We start from the raw sequence: 26,268 nt of genomic DNA, 5'->3' as shown, positions 1-26,268 counted from the left end.
AGTAGGCTGAAAGCCGTTGCCTGTTAGATCAGCATACTGTGGTTCAGTAGGTTGAAAGCCGTTGCCTGTTAGATCAGCGTACTGTGGTTCGGTAGGCTGAAAGCCGTTACCAGTTAGATCAGCATACTGTGGTTCGGTAGGAGCGGGTGTAGTTATTTCTGTCGAAGTATTCTCTATTAATGTAGTTAGATTAGTATAATTGGGACTGTGGGATGCATGTTCAGGTATTTGAGAATCGAGATAAGTAGAGGATTGGTTTTGTCCCAAAATTTCGTTTTGTAAAGTGTCTGGTGTATGAGGAACATTATTTTCATTTAGCTGAAAGCTCTGATTGTCAATTATAAACTGATCTGGATTAGTTTGTGATCCGAAATATAAATCCTTCAATGATTCACCATAATGATTATCAAAGTCAGCCCTTACCGCATGCGGATCGACATGAGGCAAGCCATCATGAGTAACACTTTCTGATGGAAGTTCCTTTGAAATGTCTAACTCTTGAATTCCCAGTTTCGCTAGTGTTTGTTCTTGCTCATAATTTTCCCTCATTCCAGGGTAAATAAATTCATTAAAATAGTTTTCATTTCTGCCAAGCGGTGCTCCATTTCCATCAACACGTGTATATTCAGCAGCAGCAGCTCCCCAGTTGTTATGTATAACGGCATCAGTAAGCATGGGAAAGTTACGTATACCACCGTTATACTCAATATCAACAAGAGCTCCTCGCTGTCTGTCATCTAAGTTAGCGAGTTTAACATCTTCTGGGTCGAGACCATTTTTTTGTGCAAAATTATTTAAAGCAGTTTGAGCCCTTTCTTCATATTGTGGAATCAAAACGTTAAACAACTCAATACGTTCAGCTGGGGTAATGTTAAGCTGTCTATGATCTGATGCCCATTCGCGAGCCTCTTTACCTTCTAAACCAGCTCCTTCTGAGAAGGCCGACGCACGTTCTTCACTCATACCAATACCTATTAACGTTGCACGTACCTCCTCTGGAGATCGCTCTTTCATATCGTACCCAGGACCTAATGTCACGCCTGAACTCGAGCTTCCTGGTGGAATATGTGGGTGTAAGCTGATCTCTTGAGTTTTAGGGTCTTTTCCCACTTCTTCTTTAAAGGTGAAATGATACCCATTCAAACTGGGAAGAGTAGGAAGAGACGGACCATATACTGGTTGATTATCTTGCTTTGCCATCCTTATAAAAGTTTTAAAAAATAGCTTTTGATTTCATTGAGAGATTGCAGAAAATTCAGTCGGGTCCTTAGCTATGTATGTACTCCGCTTTACATTTAATTCTACCTTGAAAATGACCCGTCGATTCTGGTCATTCGACAGGTTATCATCATATTTGGTTGAGCCGTATCCCGCTACGACCACGCGTTCAGAAAGCCCTAAATTCCAACCCTTGGTAAGCCTTCGTTTGCCCTCCAGTGCCCGGGAGGCTGACAATCCGATATTATCTGAGAAACAGTGATTCTCGTCAATATCCATTCCCTCACATGGCTTACATATCACTTTTCCCCCAAGAAAGGTGTCTCTGTCAGCATAGCCTTCGATGATCACAATAGAATTGGGTTCCTGTTCCAGCAGAGACTGTAGGGCTTTCCAGAAAGGTTCTAGGAGTGTCGGATCTTTAACTTCGAAACAGGGGTTCTCTGACTTGAATGTAATGTTTGTAAAAGTAAATTGCAGTTGGTCCGTATTCAGTTCAATGTACTTTTCCAGCGATGTACCTTTGATTACATCGACATAACATTGCTCCATCATCCTGCTTATCTCTTGCCGACTCTTAACAGCTTGAACCATGGCGGGATCAATCTTACCTGTATGCGTGGGCATCAGAGAATCTACAGTTGTTTGTAATTGCGATATTTTTTTTATCAATTCCGGCACCTTCTTTGTCTGCTTCCCGGAACTGAGCAAAATGGCGATCATAAAAAAAATTAGGATTGCAACGATTGAAGCCATAGCATCGCTAATCGTTATCCATTCAGTTTCTCTTTCTTTCATCTGCTTAAAGGAGCGCAAGTGTAAACGACTGGCATATTAGTTTCTGGGCAATTCGGAATCCTTTCGGTACTCACCGTTCTTTTCCTGCTCACCATTGGCTTTTTCCTTACTGTTGTGGACGACTCTGTCAGTATTTGCCTGAATGGCATCTACGATCTTTTTATATATATCCTGCTGATTATCAATTAGGCTACTCAGTTTGGTGCCCAAGAATCCGCGACCATCAAGCGATGAGGGTAGCTCGTTGTACAGCGTCGAAGTACTGTTCGTCAGGCGTTCAACGATATTCTTAATTTGCCCGAGTTCCTGCCCAATTTCAGTTAAACGTTGCTGGGGAAATGCAGTCACTAACCCGTTTAACTTTTCCTGGCTATTGAGTAAGGATTGCAATTGACTGTTTAACAACCCATTTTCTTTGAAAACATCCGTGATTATTGCGTTACTGTTCGTCAGGCGTTCGATGGTGTCCTTAATCTGACCCAGTTCCTGCCCGATTTCAGTTAAGCGTTGCTGGGGGAATGACGCAACCATTCCGTTCAGTTTTTCTTGACTTTCGATCAGGGCTTTCAACTGTTTGTTCAGTATGCCGTTCTCTTTGAAAACGCCAGTCAACTCAATGTTTGCCTGGGACGAATCGCCAGCAACTTGTTCAGCACTTTTGGCGACTCGATCAATGACTTGGTTTATGTCACTGAATTTTTCGTGGATATCTTTCAGCGTCGATTTCGTTTCACTTAACACATCGTCAATCACGCCGAGGTGTCTGTCCAGTTTTTCAATAACAACTTTAGTATCAGCAATGCTATCGGCAATGGTTCTCTTCATCTCATCCGTCGACTTTTCCAGAGTAGCACTGATTGTCCCAAGGGTTCCGTTCACCGATTCCGAAAAGGCACCAAATGATGTTTTTATTTGCTCATTAAAGCGGTTTATACTATTTCCCATCTCACCCGCATTTTTAGTCATTATATTTGATGAATCTTTCAGGGCCTTCTCAATCTCTGTTTTGAAGGTAGATACCGATTCTTTGAGCCCCTCAGCGACTTCTCCGAAGTCTTTCGTGGCGGTAGTCAGTGTTTTCGATACCATATCTACTAATTCCTTCATGTCCACAATGATAGGCCCGAGGTCTTTCACACTCTGACCGAAAGGGACCAATGTCTCTGAAACAGATTGCAGGTACTTCATGGATTCGTCTTGGAGCTGTAAAGATTTGTCCCAGTGAGCAATAGTCTCATTCCGGAAATTTTCTTGAAACCGCGACTGATACTCGTGAAAAATGGTGCTGATTTGATTTCCCTTGCCCACTTCTTTCACCAATCGGTCCTGAGTACTGATTATATCGCGATTTTGATCAACTAACTGGTTGTGTCGCTCGTTTTCGAGACGCAATGATTCAACTTGATACGTCCTCGTTCCTCGCTGGAAATTTTCTTGAAAAAGCATCTGATCTTTATAAAACTCAGCACTTTTCTGGTTTCCCAGATCCATTGCCGTTGCTATTCGTTGTAGGGCGGTAATAATCTCATTATTCTTCGAAATCACCTGATTATACCGCGTGGTTTCTGTATTGGAAAAGGATGCTTCTTTCGACTTCCATTTTTTTGAAAGGTCTGAGAGGTTCTCCTCGATGATCTGGCTCAACGTATTTTCCAGACGGTATAGAAAACCCAGCCTGAAAATTAAGTTGAATAGAATCCCCCAAATGCTGGTTTTGAATTTGGTTCCCAAAGCTTCAAGTACTTCCTTTATGCCCGATGGATCCCCGATATCCATTTTATCAATGGCCGGAGATAATTTGGTCAGCGATATGCCCAAGCTAATGAATGTACCCAATAGCCCGACGATCAGGAAAATACCCGGTAGTGACTGCAGAAACGAGTCCTGCCAGGAAGTAGTAATTAAATCTTTGATCGACTTGTCTGCGCCAGCATCAGTCAGCATCGACAAATCCGACTTCAATTCTTTAAGCTTTGCCTGCCAACGTTCCTCTGATTGGGTATACAAGTAAATGCCGACAGCCATGAGCAACACGAAGACCACCAACAGGATAATTTGTATCCATTGTATCGGGTCGTGGTCTGGTAAAAGAATTCTAATGATTTCCATGCATTTGATTTATGCTTTATTCAACATTGATTGTTTCATTCATTCCCATCTCCCTCATTTTGGCTTGGGCGGCTAAGCCAAACCGACGCATCCTCGATTTCTTGTGTTCCGCTGGTGGCACATTGCTATCCTGCCATTCAACGAAATCGGCCCCTACTTCAATCGCTTCTTCGCGCATCGCAGTAGAAATACGAGGGTCGTTTTCATGCTGAAAAATAAAGTGAATACCATTCAGTATATTCTTCATCTCGGTAGTATCTGCTTCCTTGGTCTTGCGGTCGCTGATGTCCGCTTTCAGGGCTTCAATAGATTTGCGGAGATCCTCTACTTCCTTGCGTTCCTCGTCTGTAATAGACTCAGGTTCGGATCTTTCTTTACGTTCGATTCGATCAGCCTTGGTGGTTAGCGCAATTTTGGCACTGTCTAATTGTTTGTTCAAAGCTTTCAATTCCTTGATGAGGGAATTACCCTGGTGCTGCCAGATGTCGGCTAGAGCTTCGCTTCCGATGATGAGTAGGTCTTTCCCATTGTAGAGTTGCTGGATCTGCTTATCAAGTTCCTCCAACTCCAGGTTAGATATCGAATTGGTCAGGAATTTCTGAATCAGGTTTAGAAAGGCGAGGTCGATCTCAGCAGGGGATCGGATCTCCTCCCGTTGGCTGACCAAGTCTTGCAGGAACTTGGCCGAGACGTAGTGGCGAGTATAATTCTGGAAAATCTCGAGGGAGTTTTCGCCCTGGTTTTCGTATTGAATCCCGATCATTTCCCGAACCATTCGGAAGATCTGTTTAACCTGCTCTTCCCCTTTAGTGCGTTCGCGATAGTTTTTCAGTTGCTTTTCGAGTTCGTTGATATACTCAGCCATTGCCACATCCTCTCCTACCACCTCAGCTCGGGTCTCATCGTAGCCCTCGTTAAAAATGCGAGCGACCTTGCCAGCGAACTTGCCAACTGCCTTGATAGCTTTCTTTGCCCCCTCTTTGATATAATCATACCCGGCACGGGTCGCTTTCACGATTGTACTACCTACGTTCGAAACGGCGCGAGCAAAGGATTTATAGCCACTACTCACTGCTGACTTGACATCACTCCAAAATCCCATGATTTTTAGATTAAAAGGTTACAATTAGGTATCAATGTCTTATTAGTTCTCACTGTTCCCGTTGAGGCCATACTGTTCACGGATTTCGTTAACCTTGGTGCGAACCCCAACAGTTCGGTTGCTTCGCTTAATAAAATCTACTGCCTCCAGCAGATGCTGTAGATGGAGAATGGGGTTTTCCTTATCAAGCATGACCGATTTTGGAAAGGCCAGTACCACAACCGTTGCAAGATCGGATCCAGAGAGTCCTTCGCTCTCATCTACTAAGCGGTCAATCACTTCTTCCCGTGGCTCGTTGAGAGGAATTGTAGGCAGAAGAATGTACTCCCAAAGCCGACGCAGCGTGCTCGTGTCTGGGAGCGAAAACGGTATGTGGTACGCAATGCGTCGCACGAAAGCCCGGTCAATGTTGCCCTCAAAATTGGTAGCAAAGACACAGACCCCCTCGAATCGCTCAAGCTCTTTCAGCATCGTCGAGCGCGACATATTAATTTCTGCATCTATTCCCTGAGTGACCGTACCCAATCGTTTCCCCAAAACCGTGTCGGCTTCATCGAAGAAAATGAGGGCATTCTCTTTCGTAGCTACCTGGAATGCTTCGGCTATGTTCTTGCTGGTCTGAGACATGAATTTGCTTTCCAGGTCCGCCAGGTTAACATCTATGAATGGCTTCCCTAAATCGGCAGCCAGTGCTTGGGCCGTGCGTGTTTTACCAGTTCCAGGCGGGCCAAAAAAACTCAGGATAGTTGCTTTCCCATAAGGCTTAATCTTCCTGTATTCCCAGGTTTCGTACAGCGTTTTACTGTAGACCATATTGATCTTAGCCTCCTCTATGCTCTTGGTAGTAGCCTCATTCAGAATAACATCAGCCATTGTCACCTGAGGTTCAGTCAGTTTGAAAAATGACACCTCGGCTGAGTCGCTGGCTTTGGGCTCGTTCATGTTCAGAAACACGACCGACTTAGCCAGCTCTCCAATCGAAATAGTGATTTTGTCGGATGGATTGTATAACCGCATGAGCGACTTGCTCATATTGGCCAGCTCTTTCAGCTTCTTCTTGTCACTCTCCTGCAACAATAGTTTCCGGCAAACCAAGCACTCCTGAATTCTGGATCCCGAGATGTAGAGATTATATTCCCTGAGTTCGCTCAGAGTGGGAAGCAGTTTAAACAAATGAATCGCGCCCGCATCGATCACCTTTTCGTGCTGGCATTGGTTCTGTTTTTCAATACTTAATCTTTCTAATTGTGTCATTGGGATTTGTTTTTGGTTGGTCGGAAATAGAACAGCAGGACTTAGTCTATTGAGGTAAAATCATGACCTCCATCCAAGTGACTATCTGGAAAACTCTGATCCGTATAGACCTCCAGTCCAGGGCTGCCGTTGGAAGGTGGGTTGGTTTCAAAACCATTTCGAGCCATGAACTCCTGCAAATCGTCGGGGGTCCGCCAGCCGCCCTGTACATTGAGACAATCGTTGTTCAGATAAATATCATCTGCAGTAGGCAGCTGGAGTAGATCAGTATTTTGTGGAGTAGTGTCCACCGGGATGCCATCTGCTGGATATGTCTCGGTGGTATCCACATACGTACCTGGGGCCAAATCAGTCGGCGTATGATCGGGAACGGAGGGATACCCAGGGTCACCAGGCTGATCTGTCACTAAATAAATATCATTTGCAGTAAGATGCGGGGAATAATCGATGTATGGTGAAATGTTGTCCACTGGAATGATCCCCACTGGCTGTGTTTCGGTATGATCAACAAGGGTATCTGGAGACGGAGTGGTTGGTGAATGGTCTACCGCAGAAGGATGCTCAGGATGTTCATGTTGCATATCCATCAAGTGCATCAAGTGAATCGTCGTTATAGCAGTATCCAGACTGTTAAAAGGTGAGTCTACGTAGTGGGATACAGAACTGGATGGATAATACAAGTCCGTGTTGTCATTATAACTACCGTTGTCGTTTAAATTCGGTAATGGATTCGTGTAATCATCCCGTATCAGACTGATTTCTTCCGTTGCCCGGTGACTAAGTTGGTTAAAAAGAACCGACTCCTGCATCTTAGTAGAAGCGTCAGTCCAGTGCTGCTGTTTGATAGCATCAATTACCGTATCTAACTTTTTAAAGTCTCTTTCTCCAAGATCATAAACCATGTCAATGATGGCAACTTGCTTGTTTGCCGGATAAGCATCCAAGTCGGGAAAGATAGAGCGGGCAGCGTTAATAGAGTGATCGATATCTTGGTTGAATAATTCTTCAATCTGAGTCTCTGTTAAGGACTCCGTACCATCTAACACACTCTCGAAGTTAGCCCCAAGACCTTCGATTCTTTCCCGAGCCCCAACTTCATCCAAATCAAAGCCAATACCGATAGTCGAATGACCATCTGGATCCGTATAGATCTGACTATCTGCTACCTCGTGCGAACGAATCCAGTTTGCGATAACAATTTTGTCCATGATTCCTTCCGTTTACGGTATTGTTGTTTAACAGTTGACAATTCATCATCATGTTTTGGCTTCGACCAGGATATTGCCCACGTTATCCAGGATAGCCCAGTTATCTCGATTGGTATAGCGGGCAAAAGCACGACTCTCTTGAAAAGGACTAACTTCCTGAAAAACGTAGTCGATGACCGTATTGCCTCCAAGATCAATAAAACCCCACTTACCCTCGACCCGTACAGCAGCGAGGCCATCGGAAAAAGGTTTTACCTGTTCGTAGATTGCCGGCACGATGAATTTATTGGCTGAGTCTATGAATCCCCAATAATCCCCCTGTTTGACAGCAGCCAGTCCTTGACTGAAAGGCATTATCGCTTGGTATGTGCAAGAGATCAGAGGGGTAAGCGAGGGAGATAGAAACCCTGCCCCTGTGCTACTCACTACCGGAATTGGCATCGAATCCGGCAGTGATACGTCAGGAATTTCTGATCGTCCAGCATCGGCTGATTTGTAGAGACGAATCGTATTCGATTCTTTTTTCAGAAGATAGGCCTGATTGATTTTCGATTTGTCGCCACTAACAGTGGTCCGATTAATCGAGAACAGATAGAATGAATCCGATAATTGATAAAATGAGTAGGCTTGCCAGGGAGACCCGTGAAACTTGTTTACTTCAGTAGTCGCCAGCGGGGTAAATTCCCAGTTTTTTAAGTTAGCATCACGAAGCTCGATCAGAAGCTTACTCGGGAGGTGATAAATGTAAAAGTTCGTTTCCTTGGAAAGCAAACAGAACTCATGATTCAAGTTTAGAATTTCATCGAATTCAGAATTCAATAAAATTTCACCCTCAACGCTGACCAGTCCCCATTTTTTATTTTTAACTATGACCCGGTCGTATTCCGCTACTCGGACCATTTCAAATTCTGGTGCAATTACTTCTGTGCCGTTAATACCAAGCAACCCCCATTTTCTATTGCGTTTAAAGCTTGCAAATCCTCCTCTTGGTGAATACAGGTCTTCGTACTTAAGAGCAACAGTTAATCTGCCATTTAAGCCAACCAACCCCCACTTACCATCTTTGCAAACAGCCGCCTGGTCTTCCGACATAAAATCAGCACCTTCATAGGTAAACGGGATAATTAGATAGCCATCCGTATTGAGGAATCCATACAATCCATCCTTGTTTTTCAACAGTAAGGTGCCGGACTTGAATTCAGGTTGGTGGCTACTATTCCAAAAGACCAAGTAGGGCGTTTGCAAAGTATTATCTACACCTCGAAATGACCATTTATTACCAACCACTTCAACGACTGATTTTGATTGAAAAGGATCGAAGTGTCCCAGATATCTGGCATCGTTGTCTGAAAGCAACTTGTTGTTTTTTAGTTTATTGAGTAATAAAGCTTGTTGCTGCTTGATACGAATTTGTCGGTTAGTAATAATCTTTTCAAAGCTGTCCCAAAGTCCAATAGGTTTTAGTTCATGTTCTTTGTCTTTCAGATACCTGGAGGTTTGAGATTGGTAAAGATTTGCAGGAACGTTTCGAAAGTACTCATCTAACAGAGTTTGAGTGTTTAGACCAATGAAGGTTTCCGTATAGGTCTCGAGCATATCGAGCCAACCGAAGTTGTTAGGTGCTTTTAAATTATCTGCCTTTATCGCTGCAATTCTGTTATATGAAATCTCCCAAAGGGTAGTAATCCGCGGACTAAAGTCGATTGAGGAAGTAGTTTCATCCAACTGGGTCTGGCCTTCCAGCATACCTGCGTAAAGGGCGTTTATTAATAAGGCAGAACCGGAGAATTCGGCGTAGAGAACAATGCATGGGCAGTTTAATTCCCGGTAGTAAAACGCCAGAACATCTGAATCGCTGGAGAATGATTCCATTGTTGTAATAATGGACAGCAGGTCGTGCTCGTAAAGAAAATTATAATGCCGTAACCGGCGGGCCACGCTACCCAATGGCGCAATACGGGGAGCCTCCTTTTGGAACGGATTAAACTCTTGTCGAGTATTTGTACTGATTATAATGAACGGAGCTGGCTTGTTGGGTAGATGAGTCTGTATCCAACTCCCGGGTGTGTAGTATGATTCGTTGGCTCGTTCCAATCGGTTCTGGTGGGCCCTTAATGCATATTCGTTTTCCTGGTGTTGGCGCTGATGCAGGGCACGTTGGTTAGCTTCCTGCCAGCGTGCCTGATTCTGGTATTCCTGTTGCAGCCTAAACAATTTAATTTGATTATCATGGCTAAGTTGCGCTCCTGTAATGGCAGCGTCCATAGAGGCTTTCCGTATCTGAGTCTGTAGCAGTAAATTCTGAGTACTGAGTACGGCAGAACCAGCTTGGGCTAAGATGCCGATGGTGGCGGGGTTAATTAGCATATATGGGTAGAGAGTTGGAAAAGCGAACTGATCTGGGTGATACTCCCGAATCAGTTCGTTATAAACCAGGGTTATTTACGTTTGCTGAAAGAAGCATAATGCTGAGACGCTTCCTGTTTCGCTTTCTCAATTGCAGTCCTGGCATCGTTTCCGAACGTGAAGCCGTTTGCAATATAAAGTAGCGTAGCCTCCCCAAAAATTAGGGTTCTCTTATACTTGTAAAAAGACAATGCAGCCCAGTCGACCATCCAACCGATTGGGCCAAGTGCTGAGGTAATGGTTTCGGCTACTGCTACAGCAATAAATTCCGCTCCAAGGAAGGTTGCACAGGCCTTCAGAATGTCAATCGCCATTCTCTTTTTGTCAAAATCGACCGGTTCTTTCCCACCCATAATCTTCACTAATGCATAAGCTAAACTGCCATACATGGCGGGAGCAACGATCAGGCTGTCAAATGGAATAAAACCGGTACCAACAGCACCGATAGCGTAGGCCTGAATGACTCGTCGGGCGACCTTTTTGCGGATTTCAACGATCTTATTATTAATGCCGTGCGAAAGGTCGGCAGCGCGTTTCGCCGGGTCAAGAACGTTAACAATCTGCCCCAGGGTACCTGCATCAGCATACAGCCTATCTTCAAGCTGGGGCAGTTTCTGGCGTACCATTTCGTCTGTTTCATCGTCCTTTAACTGGGCACTGCCGAAGACAATGTCCTCATCGCGCTTAACGTATTTCCGCATTTTCTCCTTGATGCGCTGAATGACCATGTCCCGGTCGCGCTTGGTCATGTGCTGCAGCCGATCAAACTTATTGACAAAAACAACCCGAGGAGCGTCTGGCATGTAGTTGCTAATTAAGTCAAAGAGCTCGATCTCCAAGTCGAACGGCTCCTCCTCTACCACAAATATGTGTCCGTGTGCCTTTCTCGCTTCTTCAAGTGCAGTTTCGGCATTGACCTTTTTACCCAAAATGCCTGGCACATCGACAATCATCCACGGCTCTTTGCGGTAAGGGGTTGCCCTATCGGTTAGGTCGTGTTCAACACCTACTTGGTGTATGTCTTCCCCAATTATGGAATTAGCGATAGCGGATTTACCTACCGAGGTTCGTCCGAAAAGCGCAATCCAGATCAGTCCTGTTTTCAGACGTTCGATCAGTTCAATGATCTCATCGACTTCCTGCTGAATAGCCGCTTTTTCTTTAGCATTCAGCTTGTTGCCAACTTCGGCAAGCATTTTATCCAAACCCTCCTGCAGTTCCTTCTGAAGAAGTGCCATTTCGTCCTTCATCTGATTATACTCCATTTGTGCTACATGAATTGGTGAATAAGTGATTTAAGTTCGTTGATATCTGGGCGTTGTATCTTCCCGAATTTTACCGGTGCAGAGCTGCCGAAAGCAATTTTAGAGGCAGGAATCCATTTGGCAAGCTGATTAATAATGGCCTCCCGCTCGGTTTTAATTTGCTTGCTATTCAGAATATTTTTCTTCTCATCCTGTCGGTTAACGAATAATAAAAAGATATGCTCATTGAGATACTGATCGTGTATCTTAGCGAGGAAATCAAGCTCAGGCTGGTATAGCTGACCACTGGTGACGTATACGATGATGCTGCTCTTCCACAAGTGCCTGATGACGGAGCTCTCGTAATCGATCTCGTCTAGTAGGCCTGGGGTGTCTGTCAAGGTATACCCATCCTCGTAGTCAATCCAGTCCGCGACCGATGTCAGGCCGTTCTCGGCTCCTGAAATGAAAAAATTGTAGCCGAGCAATGCATTTCCAGTGCTGGATTTTCCGCTGCCAGTCCGACCGATCAGGCAAATGTTTCGGGTGAGCTGGGGGGGACGGCGTGCGGGGCGATTGGAAGTTGACGAATCACCCCCTTCCCCTTTCAGGACTCCAGGTGAAGTCTTCATTACGATTGGTATGAGTAACTGGCGTGTCATCAGGCAGATGTTGTCTTGTTACAAAGTTAAATAATAGCAATTTTTAATTAAAAAATATTACTATTTAAAGAATTATTGATAACCTGACTAGTAATTGGACCGATAAACACAGAAATAAGCTAAATTAACGTATTTTTGTGTATTGTTGGACAAAATTACTAATTCTGTCCAAAAAACAGTGGTTCAAAAAAAATAGTTTAAATTTTTTTAAACTATTTTAGTTAGATAAACGAATCAAAACATGAACATTGGAGAAAAAATTCGATTCCTGAGAAAGACACAGGGCTTGTCCCAGACAGTATTGGCACTTAAGGCGCAAGTGAGCCTGCCTTATCTGAATCAGATTGAGAAAGGAAAAGCGGATTCCGTCAGTGATGATATTCTAAAGCAAATTGGTTCTGTTCTGGACACCTCACTTGCTGAATTGAAAAGTACGGATACGGGGCTTAAAATAGGGTTTAGCCCAACAGTTTGGTCTATCCCACTCCTTAGCATGCTTATCAATAAACCCAGCATCCCAATCAAATTCGCGTATTCCCACGAAATTAATCATTCCCAAGAGACCAGTCGGCGGTTGAATTTTGTGGATTTGGAATCGGATGAACAGGGTGCAATTGTATCTGTAACTGGTAAGGAGCTCTTTGAAGAGGGAAACGAGCCGGAAGCATCCTTTGAGTTAGTCACTCACAAGGATCTTCAGTTTGGCATCAATTCGCAGTTATTTGACTTGGTCTTTATTCCCTCGATTACAACGAGGGCACAAGGTACTATTCCTATTGCTACGATCTGTGATACCATCAAAGGAGGCTTGTACGCCATTGTTTTCGCAAATAATCCACGAGATAAGGGCTGGGTGGTGGAACCAGGTCAAGACCTTGAAAGTCGGCGAAAACTGGCGAAATCGGATTTTCTACACTATCACCGTTTAGAAAAGGAACAGTGGTTCGATTTTGTGAAGAACAGCATCTTCTATTATCAGAAAGATAGTATATCGGAGTTTATTATCAACGATGTCATCGCCAAATACAAATTAGAAGGAAATCAGCGAGTTGAGATAAAAAGTGACAAAGTTGAAGACAACGTCTTTATAATGTCCAATATCATGAAAACAATCTCTGGCTCAAACCAAGGGAGTGCCAGCAACGTCACTCAGTATATCAGTAGGATTGGGGAAGCCTTCGCCATGCTCACTCTACCGTCGGCCATTATTTTGAAACAGGTGGTCAAAGCGTTTAATGAAAAATTTACGGGGAATACTTACACAGTTTACATTGGCTGGGAACCTTTTATTTCTAAGATCAAACAGCAATATGAACAGGATCACGCCAATACTTTCTGTCTACTGTTTAATGTCAATCGATTTCTTTATTCCGATGACTCCCTGATTCAGCTCAATTACGAGTGTCTGATTAAGAATGACAAACTTGATATCTTTAAAAAAAACGCCGATATCCGGTTGTTTTTTACTGAACTGGATAAATCCGTTCAGCGCGTAAATCAGCTAGCCCACTCTGAATCGATTAGCCCGGAAATCAATGCAATCTCGGATCTGCTGGAAATGCCAGCCGATAAAATCCAGGCTCTCATTCGTAAGGTTAACTTCTCCTTGAAATTTTATCCTGACTGGGTATTATAACGGTTCCCTTCATCCGCCATCCCGGCTTGTCGACTTTGCAAATCGAGGTGACTTGTCCTGAAAAAATGGAGTGATTGTTTCGGTACAAGCTACAAGCTGATTATTTGTAATCCTAACAACTTTTCAAGCTATTAAAGCTTTGGATACTCACAGCTGCACTTCGACAAGCTGCCTCTGTACCGACGAAGTAGCTGATAGGGAACAGGATGTTTTTGACAGTGCTTAGATAGGTGAAGCTACGGAAGAAAACCACATAACTCCATTTGGCCAAAGCACGCAAATTATTGCTTATTAGTCCCAGATATGTCAGCGTCAAGAGACTGCTCACTACAGTGTGTCAAGGAGTGTGATGAATATGAGGTGAAGAAAAAACTTGTTTCAGCGCTATTTTCTATGAATTTAAGTACACTATTTACCACTTAGCAGGGCCTCAGTGGTCTGACGGTCCGCGCCGTGAGCTATCCGCTTGTAGCGAATAGCCCGCTGGTAGTGTTGGTTGATGTAAGCGTTCTGGCCGACACGGGCATCACCCCAGTCTTTCCAATAGTCAAACCGTGCCCAGTTCCAGTTGATGTAACAAAACGCTTTGATGTGGGGATTCGCCTGGACCAGGGCAAAGTAGGGCCGAAACCACGTTTCCCAAGATCGTTTACCATTGGATACCCCCACGAATTTAGGCGTCGATTCGCCGATCATTACTGGCTTACGATGTTGGCGGGCATCGGCCAGAAACTGGATAGTGGATGGGTATGTGAAAGAGGCAGGCTTAAATAGATCAATGCCCCACCAGTCCACAACATCATCGCCGGGGTAGAACGCCGCGTAGGTGTCTGTCTCACTGTCGGGGCCGTAGCACCAGACTGTGGCCACGTTGTTGGCATTTGCTGCCCGGAGCCGGTCGTAAATATGCCGGAAGGCCTGTTGATATGTGGCAGGCTGATAGCCGTTCCAATGCCCGTTGAACTCGTAGCCGATGCGCAGGTAAATTGGTCGGTCGTACCTCTTCAGCGTCTGTACCAGCGTGTCGATCAGGGCATCGTAACGGCCTGCAGCAACCTCTCCTTCGTAATGTTTGTCGGGTTGCCCGTCGGTAGTCATGCTCAGGCCAATCTGCGGAATGACGAACCAGGAAAACTGGCGGCATTTCGTTAAAATAGACCGGAGTTGATTGCCAATTTTGGGGCTGTTTAAACCGGCATAATCCATGAACAGAATAGGCCGGGTAGCCGCCGACAACGATTTTGTGTATTCGGCAACGGCAACCACTTCGGCCTGACCCGCGCCGTGCAGCACGGCCTGTCGGGGTTCGAGACGGGCACCGTAATACGGCACCCGGGCGGTTGGTTGCGCATATAAGGTCACTACGACAGCAAATGTTAGCAGCGCGGTCAGCGTAAGTCGTTGGCTCATTTTTGGGGATACGTTTTTGAATTGGTATGGCCGCTGGCCAGCTAGTGGCCAAGCGAATGGCTTTGTTGCTGATAAAAAATGGGCCAGTTCGCCAGAACTGACCCGATGATAGTGACCTGGCTCGTGTTGCCCGTGGCCTACTCGTTCAGCAGTTTAACGGTCTGCGTTTGGGTAGGTGTCGTGACCCGGAGTAGTAGCAGACCGGGTCCGTGGCCGTCGATGGGAACGCTCATACGCTCGACCACCCCGGCAACCTCTACCCGATGAATGCCTACCTGCCGACCCTGCACGTCCGTCAGTGTCAAGATAAGCGGGTTGCCAGCGGCCCCGCGCACCTCCAGCTCCGCCGACTGCCGTACAGGGTTGCCCAGCAGCATGACCGTAAAGGGCACCTCCGGCTCGGCGGCTATGCGTCCGCCCGACGGGGGTTCGGTGCCGTAGATAAGCTGCGGTTCGCCGTTGGCCACCCGGCGGTAGATGGTGATCTTCGCGTTTTCGCCCATCGCCCCGGCGGCTTTATACGAATAATCGTTCGTTTCGCTGAAAGCCGACCAGTCCGATTTGTAAAGCCGGCACTGTACGTTGCCCGTGTTGCTGAGCGGGTAAAGGCTACCCAGCGACTCGTCGAAGCTCAGTTCGAGGTATGTGTCGGCTCCGTTGCGCACGGGATTCAGCTTTTTCACCCACCCTTTCACTTTACCATTGCCCAGTTCGGCGTAGTCGAGTGCGAACGTGAGGGGCTGGGTGCCGTCTGCTGTAAACCAATAGCGCACCAGCAAGTCTTTGTAGGCCACGGGCAGGTTGCCCTCGTTACTCAGCTTCAGGTACGTACTGATGGCATTGCTGCTGGTATTGCCGTTTTTGTTTTCATGCCACACCTTCAGGCTCGTCAGCGGGGCGGCAAGCGTGGGTTCACTGCCCCATATTAGCTCGCCGTTGCGGTAAACGGTGATACGGCGGTTGGCCGTGTACGCGCCATTGGCGGCAAACGAGTAATCATCGGTCTCGTTAAAATTCGCCCAGTTCTGCCGGGCGATGCGGCTCTGAATGGGACCGGTGTTGCTGCCTGCGGTAAGGTCGCCCGCGCTGGCATCGAAGCTGTACTCCACGTATCCGTTGGCCCCGTTGCGCGGCTCGTCGAGGTAAACGTATTTCGTTTTCACCCGGTTGCTACCTATCTGCGCCCAGTCGATCCATATGGTTATGGGTGGCGTGTAGTTCTCCGCCGTGAACCAGTAGCGCACCGTTAGCTGAGCCAATGGTACCGCCGTATTGCCCGTATTCGTTAGCTGGAGATTGGGCCGCAACGTGTTGTTGGTCGTTTGGCCGTTGTCCCCATCCTGATGCAGCACGTTAATATAAGGTGCTACGACCGTCAGGCTCACCGGAAGGCCGTCGCTACGGCATCCGTTCTGCACACATACGGCCGTGTATGAATATACACCTGCTACCGCCGTGGCGGGCAGGGTCAATAGCCGGTTACCATCGCCGGATCCGCTGCCGCCCTGCCACTCTACCGTGCCGGGGCAGTTGGTGACGGTGAGACTGATAGTCCCCGTGTTCTGATAGATAGACAGGCTGGCCGGTTGCGCGGCTATTGCCGGCCTGGGCACCGTGTTAACAATGGTGATTATCGCCGTGGCGGTTGCCAGGTTACCCACCGCGTCCGAGACGGTCAGCGTAACGGTGTTCTGGCCCACGTTTGAGCAGTCGAACGACGATTTGCTGAGGCTGTAGCTGAGCGTACCGGCACAATTGTCACTACTGCCGTTGTTCAGGTCTATTGCCACAATGCTGGCCAGTCCCTGTGTATTAAGTTGAACGATTAGGTTTTTGGCAACGGCCATTGGGGCTATCTTGTCTTCCACCGTTACGGTCGCTGCTGCCGTAGCCGTGTTGCCACTGGCATCGGTAACGGTCAGGATTACGGCATTGTCGCCTTTCGTTGAGCAATCAAACGCGGTCTTATTCAGGCTGTACGTCAACGTACCTGCGCAGTTATCGCTGCTGCCATTATTGATAGTCTCCGCCGAAATCGTGGCCTGTCCCTGACTATTGAGCTGTACCGTCACATTTTTGGCAACCGCCGTTGGTGCGATGTTGTCCTGTACCGTAATCGTAGCGGTGGCCGTGGCCGAGTTACCCGCTGCGTCGGTGACGGTCAGCAGAACGGCATTAGCGCCTTTATTGGTGCAGTCGAAGCTCGTTTTGCTCAGTGACTTGCCCGTAATGGCCCGGTTATCGGTGCTGCCATTGTCGACCTGATCTGCAGTAACCACCGCCTGCCCTTGACCATTGAGCTGCACGGTCACGTTTTTAGCACGGACCACAGGTGGCGTTTGGTCGGGTGCTCCGACAACAACCAGTTGGTCGAAGGCAACATACTGACCCCCGTTTTTCAACACTAGCGTGTGTTCACCGGCGGGCAAATCGGGCGTGGCCCAGATGAACGTGGCCCGCTGATCGGCCCCTGCCGTTTTGAAATTGACGGGGATGGCGTAAGCCGCACCCCCATCCAAACTGGCTGTCATCTCGCCGTGGCCGGTTTTCTTCGTGCCGAACACACGCGCCTGTGTGCCGTTAAAGCGGATGGTGATGGTCGCGTTGTTCTGCGTGGTGTACGTTTCTGAACCGCCGAAGTTGGCCACGTCGTCGTACCGTACCCAGCCGTTGGTAGCGGTGGCGTTGGGGTCTTTGGCACTGTACAGCACCTGATTCAGCCCAGCCCCTTCCGTCTTGTCATCAATGCTCAGCGGTTCTGTCGGGGCGGCAGGCTGAACGACCGTTAACACCGCCGACGCGTCCGATACGTTGCCTGCCAGATCCATCGCTTTCACCGTGAAGGTGCCCGTTTCGCCCGACGTACCCGCCCAAGCATACTCAGCGTAGAGCTTCGTGGTTTTGCCCAGCGACGTACCACCGTTGAACACCTCATACTCCTTCACGCCGACCGCATCGGTCGAGGCATTCCACTGGAGCATCACTTTCTTCTCAGTAGTATAGAACACGCGCAGCGCAGCCGGGGCCGTGGGGGGCGTGTTGTCAACGGCACCACTGAGAGCCGCTACGTAATCGAACGACACGTATTGGCCCAGATTGCGCAGCACAAGCGTGTGAGGGCCGTTGGAAAACTTGGGCGTGGCAAACACAAACGCCTGCCGTGTGTCGGCCCCTGACGTGTAGAAGCTTGCAGGAATAAAGTATTCAGCCCCACCATCTACCGACACCATCATCTCGCCGTGACCCGATTTTTTGGTGCCGTAAACCAACGCCTGCGTGCCCGTAAACCGGATCGTCACCGTCGCGTTGGCCTGGGTGGTGTAGGTTTCGGTACCGCCGAAATTAGCCGCGTCGTTATTGCGTACCCAGCCGTTGCGGGCCGCGCCGTCTGCATCCTTAGCGTTGTAGCTCACCTGATTCAGATCAGTCCCTTCGGTCTTGTCGTCAATATTGGTGATCACCTGCACGGGGTCGGTGGTGAGTGCCAATCCCGCACTAGCCCCCGACGTATTGCCGCTATAGTCGATGGCTTTGACTGTAAACGTGTAGGCCGTGTTTTGGGTCAAGCCCCCCACTGTGAAGTAAGTCTTGCCTGTTTTGCCCACCGACGTACCGTCGCGGAATACTTCGTAACTGCCGATACCTTCGTTGTCGGTCGAGGCGCCCCACTGCATCACGGCACCATTGCTGGTACGGGTAAACTCGCGCAGGTTGGCAGGGGTGCTTGGTGGCGTGGTGTCGGGCACACCAAGTTTGATATCCAGGTACGTATACTGCGCATCAACGGCAGGCACCCGCACCAACCGGATAATCTGATTGCCCGCGGGCAGGGTCATGGCCGACGAGGTAAACGTACCCACGGCGTTGGTGTTGGCCGGAATCGTCACCTGACCCAGGAGCGTATAATCGAACGCCCGGATTTGGAACAGCGCGTCAGTACCTGACTTGTTAAAGCCCCGCAGGTCGATCTTGTAGACGCCCGCCGTTTGTACGTTTACGTCCCACTCGTTCCAGGCCAAGCCTTCCGTACCGCCCGAATACCGGTCGGCCAGACCAGTGCTGAGCTGATTGAGGTTAGCATCGAGTGCCTGTTCGTAGGCATCTTTCCACTGCCGGGCATCTTCCAGCCGCAGGCGGGTGGTGCCTGCGTTGCTAATGGGCAGAAAATCGACTAAGGACGATGGGTTGTGGATCTGGTCCCAGACCCAGCCCCCCTCGCGGTTGAGGTTGGTTGGGCGGGTGTTGAAATCGTTGCTGTTGACGGTCTTGCCACCACCTGTATAAGCTAGTTTCTGGCCGCCGGAGCCGTTCCAGTGCCACATCATCCAGCCCGACGATTGGGCGTGGCCCGTTTCCCGGTAGTATTTGAAGATGTCCCATTCGGCCCGGCTACTCCAGCCCGCCCGCCAGCCTACGCCGTTGTCGTAGCGGAAAGCGGGCATCCCCTCGGTGACGATGACCGGATAGCCCGCGCCCGTAACCATGTCCATATAATTTTTGAACTTGCCCGGTGTATCCCAGCCCGTGTAGGGGTGAATGGCGAAAATAGTGTTGCGCTTCGTGTCATAACTGAGCACCTCGGTGCCATCAGTCATCACGCACGACATGGCGGGCGTTACCACGTTCGTGCGGTGCTTTTCGTCGTCGGCCACTGTGCCGTAGCCTACCGCTTCGGAGGCATAGTTGATCACATCGGCCACGATGATGTTCTCGGCCTGGGTGCTGCGGATGGCCTCAATGGCTCCTTGGTGCAGGGCTTTCCAGCTGTTGCGGAGGCTGGCGTTGCCTGCGTAGTCGATGCCGCCGGTATAACCCGGCTCGTTCTGGATGTTAAACCACACGTAGGGGTTGTTGCGGTATTGCCGGGCCTTCTGCCGCCACCATTCGTTGAGTTCGGGTTGCGTTACGCCACTCTGGGTGGGGTCGCTCACACCCGAGGAGGCCGGGAAGCCGCCTGTATTGTCATGCACCTCGATCATGCAGACCACACCCTTGGCGGTGTAGCGCTGGATGAGCGTGGTCAGTTTGGCCTCATCGTTCGCATCCCATTTGCGCTTGTAGCTCTGGTAGGAATTAATAAACAGGTTGATCCGCACAGCGTTGAATCCCCACACGTCGGCCACTTTGGCAGGCATGGCCGGGTCGGTCACTTCATTGTCGAAATCCCAGTTCCAGTTGGAACCGTTGATGTTAATACCCCTAATTTTGAACAACGTACCCGGATCGCTCGCGCTGGTTTTCTTCTTGATCACTGTGCCGTCGATGACAAAACGGGGATACACGTTGGGGTCGTAGGCCGCAATGGTATACGTACCCGTGGCGATGGGCGAATTAGGTACGCCCCCGCCAAAGGAAGCAGCTTTGAGGGTGGTTGTGGTGGCTATCGTAAACGGGCCGGTATATTGGGAACTGCTGGCCGTGGGGTCGGTGCCGTCGGTAGTATAGCGGATCACGGCCCCCGCTACGCTGGTTGTTAACGTAACCGAAATGGGATCGTCATACACAGCGGCGGTCAAAGGTGCAAAGGTGGGTGGAGCCGGAGCTACTGTGAAGGTAAACTTCTGTACGCCTGTACCTCCAGGGAAGCGGGCCGTGTACTTTGAGGGCGGCGTGAGGGCACCCGTTCCGTTGAGGCGTTCATACTGCTCATAGGTGTAGTAGCCTTCGAGGGTGTACGCGCCCGGTACGTTGCCTGCCAGCCCCTGTAACGTCAGCCCGCTGGTGCTGAAATCGAGGAAAATTACCCGGTTGCCCAGCAATAGGTTTGGGTCGTTGAGCGTCAGGTTGGCCGATGTAAACGTGGCCGGTGGGGTGCTGCCAGTGGCATAGACGCGATAGTAGTACTTGCCGTCGTTGAACCCCGCACTGGGTACGTCGGAGGCACCGTGCCCTTCCACGCCAAACCGCATGGGTGTGCCGCCAAGAGCCGCCGTTGGCCCGGCGATAGTTTCAGTGCCGTAATACCATTCGTAGTTGGTGCCGTTCACGCGCACTTTGGCCCCCCACAATCCCGGATCAGAACGGGTATATACCGCCGACGTGATGGGCGAATCGTCGGCTCCGGCTTTAAACGCCTTTGCTTTTACCGTTGTCGAGCCGATAACCTGAAACGGGCCGGTGTAGGCCGTACTGGTGGCGGTGGGGTCGCTGCCGTTGGTAGTATAGCGAATCGTTGCGTCGGCGGTAGTAGTGGTCAGTGTAATGGGCTGCGCGTAGGCGAATTTGGTGGCCGTGACTGGAGAAAAACTCACAGGAGCCACCGCATTGGTGCCTATGATGGTATAGGTAGCCGACGCAATGGGCGAATCCAAATTGCCTACCTTAAACCCTTTCACCTTGATGGTCGTGATAGACGTCGTGGCGCCCTGTGGCAGCGCAATGGGGTCGGTGTATTCGGTGCTACTGGCGGTGGGGTCGCTGCCGTTAGTGGTGTAGCGCAAGGTTGCTCCCGCCGTGGTGGTTGAGAGCGTGACGGTCTGGCTGCTGGAGTAACTTCCCCCGCCCGGCGCGAAGGTCGGTGTGGCAATGGGTTCACCTAAGCCGAAGGCCAGTTTCCAGAACTTACCAGCACCCGGAAAGCGGCGAACCGTACCGTTGGTGTAGCTATACGTCAAATACCCTTCAAACAGGTAGTTCCCAGGCTGGCCGTTCACCAGTTCGTTGAGGTTTACACCGACGGTATTACTGGGTTCAAGATAGTTGATATCGCCTGAGGTGGTAAGCGTTAGGCTGGTATAGGTTGGCGAGGCGGGTCTGGCTCCCGCCGGATAGGCCACATAGTTAAGCACCACGCTGGCGGTGGTGCCCCGCACATCGGCCCCCACCCGAATGATAATCGAGGGCGTGGTGGCCGGAATGGTCATTGTCTTGTCTTCGTCGTAATACCATTCGTAGCTGGCTACGTCGCCGTTACCGACTTTGACACGATACTTACCACCCCAGATGTCGCCCTGGGCAAAGGCATTGAACTGACTGATGAGCAATAGCAGAAATAACCCCATCTGCCAGCACTGCCCACTTGGTTTGTTCGCGTTGAGCTTGTTGAATAAAAACTTGGCCATTTGACTATTTTTTAGGATTGAACAAGGGAGAAGAGTCTGATTGAGGCGGGTTTAACCCCACCTGTACCTTACAATTCACGGACTAGGTAAGCCTTAATTATCGCAGCCTACCTAATCCGTGAAAGGCAGTGGTTAGTCCGTGACCAGCAAGCGAAGGCCGCTGCTGTCGTTAAGCCGAAGTACATACACGCCCGGCACCAGTGGCTGCTGCGCCTTCACCAAATACGTGCCGGGTTCGTCAGCCCGCCAGTCGATACCAATCCGGTTGCCATTGGCCGTGTGCAGGCTCATCTGTTCAACGGGGTGCATTGAGCGTACCCGGAACGTACTTGCTTTAGTGGGGTTTGGATACACTACCGGCTCAGGGCTTGGCTCAGCATTCGTTATTTCCACGCTCCGACGAGCACCGGCGGTCGTGAATTGCCACTTCTGCCCGTTCTCTGCCGTGGTGGTATTAAAAGCCCGCTGTACTAGCAACGTCCCATCGGCGGTGGGGTCCGCCGTAGCCCCGGCTGACTGCGCCGAGATTACCAGGCCGCTACGTTTGTTGGTGATCTTGTAGAAACCCGTCGTGCCAATGGCCTCGAACTTCCAGAGAAAGCTGTCGTTACCTGCCACGAATGTTTTTTGTACTACGGTCGTCGTGGACGTAATGTCGCTGCTGAGCGTGACGGCCTTCGTGGAGTTGTTGTTGACCAGCTTATACCAGGGGGCTGACACCAGCGATACGGTGAATTTCTGCGCCGCCGTGTGGTTGTTGAAATACTGCTGCATCGAGCCGCCTTCCGCTGTTGAGGATGACTGTATATCTATTGCCTGCGACCGGCCATTCAGGATCTCATAAACACCATCAGCTACGGGGCGGTCAGGGTCAACGAATGTGTCGATGTTGGTGCCACCAATGACGCTGATGGTACTGCTGCTGGGGGTTGTCCAGCCCACGGCGAGGTTGTCGCTCCCCGTATCGTCGCCCATGCGCACTTCCAGGTAGTATTTTGTTCCGGCGGTCAACGTGCGAGCCGTTGATTGCTGGCTGCTGTACTTTGTCCACTGGCGGGGCGAACAGTAACCGTTGACGCTGGCAATCAGGGTTTTACTGGCCGGATCGCTGCTGGTGCTTAGGTATAGTTCCGAATTATTATCCGAGGCGATATAGAACGTGTGGCTACCCGTCTCGCAGGGTATCAAGTTGGTCCGGATACGTACCCCGAAGCTATCGCCTGTGTTTTGTGGCGATTCCAGGCTGGTCAGTGTCTGTGAGGTGCTGGGCGTGGTGTTGACGGGGATGTTGTTGAGAATGCCGTACTGCACGTTGTTCCACTTTTCCCAAAGCACCTTCCCGTTGCCATTGGCGGCGCAGTTTGCTCCCAGTGCTTCGGTTACAACGACCGCCCGGTCGAAGGAGACGTAGCTGCCGAGGTTACGCAGTTTCACTGTATGCGTAGCGTTAGTTAGTTCGGGCGAGGCCCAGATAAACGTGGCCCTTTGGTCGACTCCTGACGTGACGAAACTGGCCGCAACGGCGTACTCGGTGCCCCCGTCGATGGACACCATCATCTCGCCGTGGCTGCTCTTGCGCGTGCCGTAGATACGTACCTGCGTCCCCGAAAATTGAATCTGAATCCTGGCGTTAGTTTGCGTGGTGTAGTGTTCGCTGCCGCCGAAGTTGGCCGCGTCGCTGTATTCATACCAGCCATCGGTGGCCGCCCCGCCCGTAGCCGTAGCACTAAACTGCACCTGGTTCAGCCCCGTCCCCGTCGTTTTGTTATCGACACTATAGTTGGTTTTCACTCCAATTGTCCCTACCGATAGACTGCTGCTGGCCGCCGATTTATTACCGGTGTAATCAATCGCTTTCACTGAGTAAGCATAGCTCGTTGACGACGCCAAGCCCCGGTCGGCGTAGTAGGTACGTGACGTCGTACCCACCACCGTACCATTGCGCGAGAGTTCGTAGCCGCGAATGCCCTCATTGTCGGTGGCCGCGCCCCACTGCACGGTCACGGTAGAGTCGGTTTTAGAAAATAGGGCCAGACTACCCGGCACGGTCGGAGCCTGCGTATCGGGCGTACCCACGGCTAGGTCAGCGTAGGTATACTGCGCGTCGACGCCCGTTAGGCGGTTAACGCGCAGAATTTGCTGCCCCGCGCTTAGTGAGAACGTGCTTGATCTGTAATCGCCGTCGGTAGTCGTGTTGGCGGGAATGATGCAGGTGCCGATCACCGTGCCGACGGCATTGCGCACCTCGAAGGTGGCGTCGCTGGTGGCGTTTTTATTATAGCCTCGCAGCGTCACGCGATAGGTGCCCGCCGATGCTACGTTGATGTCCCACTCGGTCCAAGCGTTAGCATCGGGGCTGCCGGTGTAGCGGTCATCTGTGCCGGCGCCGTTGGGCGAGTATTCTTCGGCATCTTTCCAGCCCATTGCCTGCTCAATTTGCAGGCGAGTGGTGCCGCTGGCCGGGACAGAAATATAGTCGGTGAAGGCATTATTTTTCAGCATGTCCCAGGTCCAATATCCCTCTCGCGAGAGGTTAGTGGGCCGGGTGGTAGGGCTGGTCGAGTTGGCACCTGTGGCCCCGCCGTTGTAGCTGAGCAGTTGTTTGCCCGCGCCGTCCCAATGCCAGATCATCCAGCCCGACGAGACGCTGCTACCTGTGTTCCGGTAATACTTGTAGACATCCCAGAGTGCTCGCGAACCCCAACCTGCCTGCCATCCTACCGTGGGATCATCTCGAAATACGGGCATCGCCTCCGCCACAATTACGGGCAACCCCGCCGTGTTGACCAGGTCCATAAAATTCTGAAACTTGCCAGGGGTTTCCCAGCCGGTGTAAGGGTGTAGAGCAAATACGACGTTGCTCTTGCTGTCATAGCCTTTCACGGTAACCCCGTCGGTCAGGATGCTGCTCATGGCCGCCGTGACGGTCGCCGACCGGTGGGGCGAGGCATCTAGCACGGTGCCATAGCCAACCGCTTCCGAGGCGTAGCTTACCGCATCGGCCACAATTATGTTAGGCGCACCGGTGCTACGGATAGAGTCGATGGGCATCTTGTGCAGGGCTTTCCACTTGTCACGGAGGCTGGTGTTGCCCGCATAATCGGTGGTGCTAGTGAAGCCCGGCTCGTTCTGGATGTTAAACCAGACGTACTGATTGTTACGGTATTCGAGGGCTTTATTTTTCCACCATTTGCTTAAATACTGGATAGTAACCTTACTACCAACGGTGTCTTGAGCGGCGTTACTAGGAGGAAAATCGCCCGTATTATCGTGCGCTTCGATCATGCACACAACGCCTTTCCCGCTGAAGTAGCGGATTATTTCGGCTAGCTTGCCGTCGTCGCCTGCAACCCAGAACCGGCGGTCGGCGGCAGCTTTTTGGTAGGAATACAGGAAGCAGTTGATCCGCACGGCGTTGAAGCCCCACGTGTTAACAATCTTCAGCGAGTCTTCGAGGTTATTACGAAAATCCCAGTTCCAGTTGGAGCCATTGATGTTGATGCCTTTCATCGTAAACACCGTGCCTGCGTCGGCTGCCGATGTCTTTTTCCTGATTAGCTTACCATCCACAAAAAACTTCGGGTACGTATCGGCTAGCGGGGCGGGCGTGTTAATCTGGAAGGTGTACAGATGGTTACCCGTCTGCGGAAAGCGGGTCGCAATGCTGGTGTTGTTGTCGGTATTCTGAACGGTATAGGTCAGGTACCACTCCAACACGTAGTTCCCCGGCAGCTTATTGACGATGGCCAGCAAATCGACAACCGGCATGGTGGTGGTTACTTTGCGCCAACTATTACCGCCTGAATTAGGCATGGCAAACGAGGCAAACGTACCCGCGCTCTGACCAGCGGTATGGACGTTGTAATACAACGTCACATCGTTGTTCACCACACCATTGTAAACGTTCGAGTTGGCAAAGCCGTAAGCCTCAGCACCCAGCAGTTGCTTCGTGTTGGGACCGATACTCGTGGTCAGCAGCGTAAAGCCCGCCGCCGACTCGCCCGTACTCGACCCATATTGGCGGGTTTTGCTACCATTGAGCACCAAGGGGGCACCGAAGATGCCCGCATTGGCGAGGGCAGCCGTGACGGCCCCGAATAAGCCCAACAAGATGACAATGAACTGTAGTAACTTTTTCATGTAAACCAAGATGTTAAAAG

13 protein-coding genes are annotated in these 26,268 nt (G+C 50.1%); 1 reads left to right on the top strand and 12 read right to left on the bottom strand.

Features of this window, described 5'->3' with window-relative positions; all coding sequences use genetic code 11:
- The 9 genes from J2I48_RS13500 to J2I48_RS13460 all read right to left on the bottom strand — a co-directional run.
- Positions 1-1,200, bottom strand: a 1,200-nt coding sequence (locus tag J2I48_RS13500) for a DUF8812 domain-containing protein (protein ID WP_207335988.1), incomplete at its 3' end; no start/stop codon positions are given.
- A 33-nt stretch (positions 1,201-1,233) separates the two neighbouring features.
- Positions 1,234-2,016, bottom strand: coding sequence for an OmpA family protein (locus J2I48_RS13495; protein WP_207335987.1), 783 nt, complete (start codon positions 2,014-2,016; stop codon positions 1,234-1,236).
- 36 nt (positions 2,017-2,052) lie between these two features.
- Complete coding sequence (locus J2I48_RS13490; RefSeq protein WP_207335986.1) at positions 2,053-4,125, bottom strand: hypothetical protein; 2,073 nt, start codon at positions 4,123-4,125, stop codon at positions 2,053-2,055.
- Between the two features lie 16 nt (positions 4,126-4,141).
- Complete coding sequence (locus tag J2I48_RS13485; RefSeq protein ID WP_207335985.1) at positions 4,142-5,227, bottom strand: hypothetical protein; 1,086 nt, start codon at positions 5,225-5,227, stop codon at positions 4,142-4,144.
- Positions 5,228-5,269: 42 nt separating this feature from the next.
- On the bottom strand, positions 5,270-6,481 hold the full coding sequence (locus J2I48_RS13480) for an ATP-binding protein (RefSeq protein ID WP_207335984.1): 1,212 nt from the start codon (positions 6,479-6,481) through the stop codon (positions 5,270-5,272).
- Between the two features lie 41 nt (positions 6,482-6,522).
- Positions 6,523-7,689, bottom strand: a complete 1,167-nt coding sequence (locus J2I48_RS13475) for a glycoside hydrolase family protein (RefSeq protein WP_207335983.1) — start codon at positions 7,687-7,689, stop codon at positions 6,523-6,525.
- A gap of 48 nt (positions 7,690-7,737) precedes the next feature.
- The gene (locus tag J2I48_RS13470) at positions 7,738-10,056 is read right to left on the bottom strand and encodes a WG repeat-containing protein (protein ID WP_207335982.1); all 2,319 of its coding nucleotides are present in this window, start codon (positions 10,054-10,056) and stop codon (positions 7,738-7,740) included.
- Between the two features lie 71 nt (positions 10,057-10,127).
- A complete protein-coding gene (locus J2I48_RS13465; RefSeq protein ID WP_207335981.1) occupies positions 10,128-11,345 on the bottom strand; it encodes a GTPase domain-containing protein in 1,218 nt (405 codons plus the stop codon).
- A gap of 20 nt (positions 11,346-11,365) precedes the next feature.
- Positions 11,366-11,971 (bottom strand): GTPase domain-containing protein, encoded by a 606-nt coding sequence (locus tag J2I48_RS13460; protein WP_207335980.1) that lies wholly within the window; start codon positions 11,969-11,971, stop codon positions 11,366-11,368.
- A gap of 271 nt (positions 11,972-12,242) precedes the next feature.
- On the opposite strand from J2I48_RS13460, the gene J2I48_RS13455 reads away from it, so the two are divergent.
- On the top strand, positions 12,243-13,637 hold the full coding sequence (locus tag J2I48_RS13455; RefSeq protein WP_207335979.1) for a helix-turn-helix domain-containing protein: 1,395 nt from the start codon (positions 12,243-12,245) through the stop codon (positions 13,635-13,637).
- Positions 13,638-14,045: 408 nt separating this feature from the next.
- On the opposite strand, the gene J2I48_RS13450 is transcribed toward J2I48_RS13455, so the two are convergent.
- The 3 genes from J2I48_RS13450 to J2I48_RS13440 all read right to left on the bottom strand — a co-directional run bounded on the left by J2I48_RS13450 (position 14,046) and on the right by J2I48_RS13440 (position 26,248).
- Complete coding sequence (locus J2I48_RS13450) at positions 14,046-15,047, bottom strand: glycoside hydrolase family 26 protein (RefSeq protein ID WP_207335978.1); 1,002 nt, start codon at positions 15,045-15,047, stop codon at positions 14,046-14,048.
- 137 nt (positions 15,048-15,184) lie between these two features.
- A complete protein-coding gene (locus J2I48_RS13445) occupies positions 15,185-22,108 on the bottom strand; it encodes a cellulose binding domain-containing protein (protein ID WP_207335977.1) in 6,924 nt (2,307 codons plus the stop codon).
- A gap of 132 nt (positions 22,109-22,240) precedes the next feature.
- Complete coding sequence (locus tag J2I48_RS13440; RefSeq protein WP_207335976.1) at positions 22,241-26,248, bottom strand: cellulase family glycosylhydrolase; 4,008 nt, start codon at positions 26,246-26,248, stop codon at positions 22,241-22,243.
- Positions 26,249-26,268: the final 20 nt, after the last annotated feature.

This window comes from Fibrella aquatilis (assembly GCF_017353255.1).
In the GTDB taxonomy this organism is placed as follows: domain Bacteria; phylum Bacteroidota; class Bacteroidia; order Cytophagales; family Spirosomataceae; genus Fibrella; species Fibrella aquatilis.
The sequence above is the reverse complement of the archived record's forward strand: the minus strand, read 5'-3'. Positions and strand labels throughout refer to the sequence as shown.

Excerpts from the sequence above, each read along its gene's own strand:
- J2I48_RS13445 (WP_207335977.1), bottom strand. The coding sequence starts at position 22,108 with ATGGCCAAGTTTTTATTCAACAAGCTCAACGCGAACAAACCAAGTGGG.
- J2I48_RS13465 (WP_207335981.1), bottom strand. The coding sequence starts at position 11,345 with ATGAAGGACGAAATGGCACTTCTTCAGAAGGAACTGCAGGAGGGTTTG.
- J2I48_RS13460 (WP_207335980.1), bottom strand. The coding sequence starts at position 11,971 with ATGAAGACTTCACCTGGAGTCCTGAAAGGGGAAGGGGGTGATTCGTCA.
- J2I48_RS13485 (WP_207335985.1), bottom strand. The coding sequence starts at position 5,227 with ATGGGATTTTGGAGTGATGTCAAGTCAGCAGTGAGTAGTGGCTATAAA.
- J2I48_RS13480 (WP_207335984.1), bottom strand. The coding sequence starts at position 6,481 with ATGACACAATTAGAAAGATTAAGTATTGAAAAACAGAACCAATGCCAG.
- J2I48_RS13495 (WP_207335987.1), bottom strand. The coding sequence starts at position 2,016 with ATGAAAGAAAGAGAAACTGAATGGATAACGATTAGCGATGCTATGGCT.
- J2I48_RS13450 (WP_207335978.1), bottom strand. The coding sequence starts at position 15,047 with ATGAGCCAACGACTTACGCTGACCGCGCTGCTAACATTTGCTGTCGTA.
- J2I48_RS13455 (WP_207335979.1), top strand. The coding sequence starts at position 12,243 with ATGAACATTGGAGAAAAAATTCGATTCCTGAGAAAGACACAGGGCTTG.
- J2I48_RS13440 (WP_207335976.1), bottom strand. The coding sequence starts at position 26,248 with ATGAAAAAGTTACTACAGTTCATTGTCATCTTGTTGGGCTTATTCGGG.
- J2I48_RS13490 (WP_207335986.1), bottom strand. The coding sequence starts at position 4,125 with ATGGAAATCATTAGAATTCTTTTACCAGACCACGACCCGATACAATGG.
- J2I48_RS13475 (WP_207335983.1), bottom strand. The coding sequence starts at position 7,689 with ATGGACAAAATTGTTATCGCAAACTGGATTCGTTCGCACGAGGTAGCA.
- J2I48_RS13470 (WP_207335982.1), bottom strand. The coding sequence starts at position 10,056 with ATGCTAATTAACCCCGCCACCATCGGCATCTTAGCCCAAGCTGGTTCT.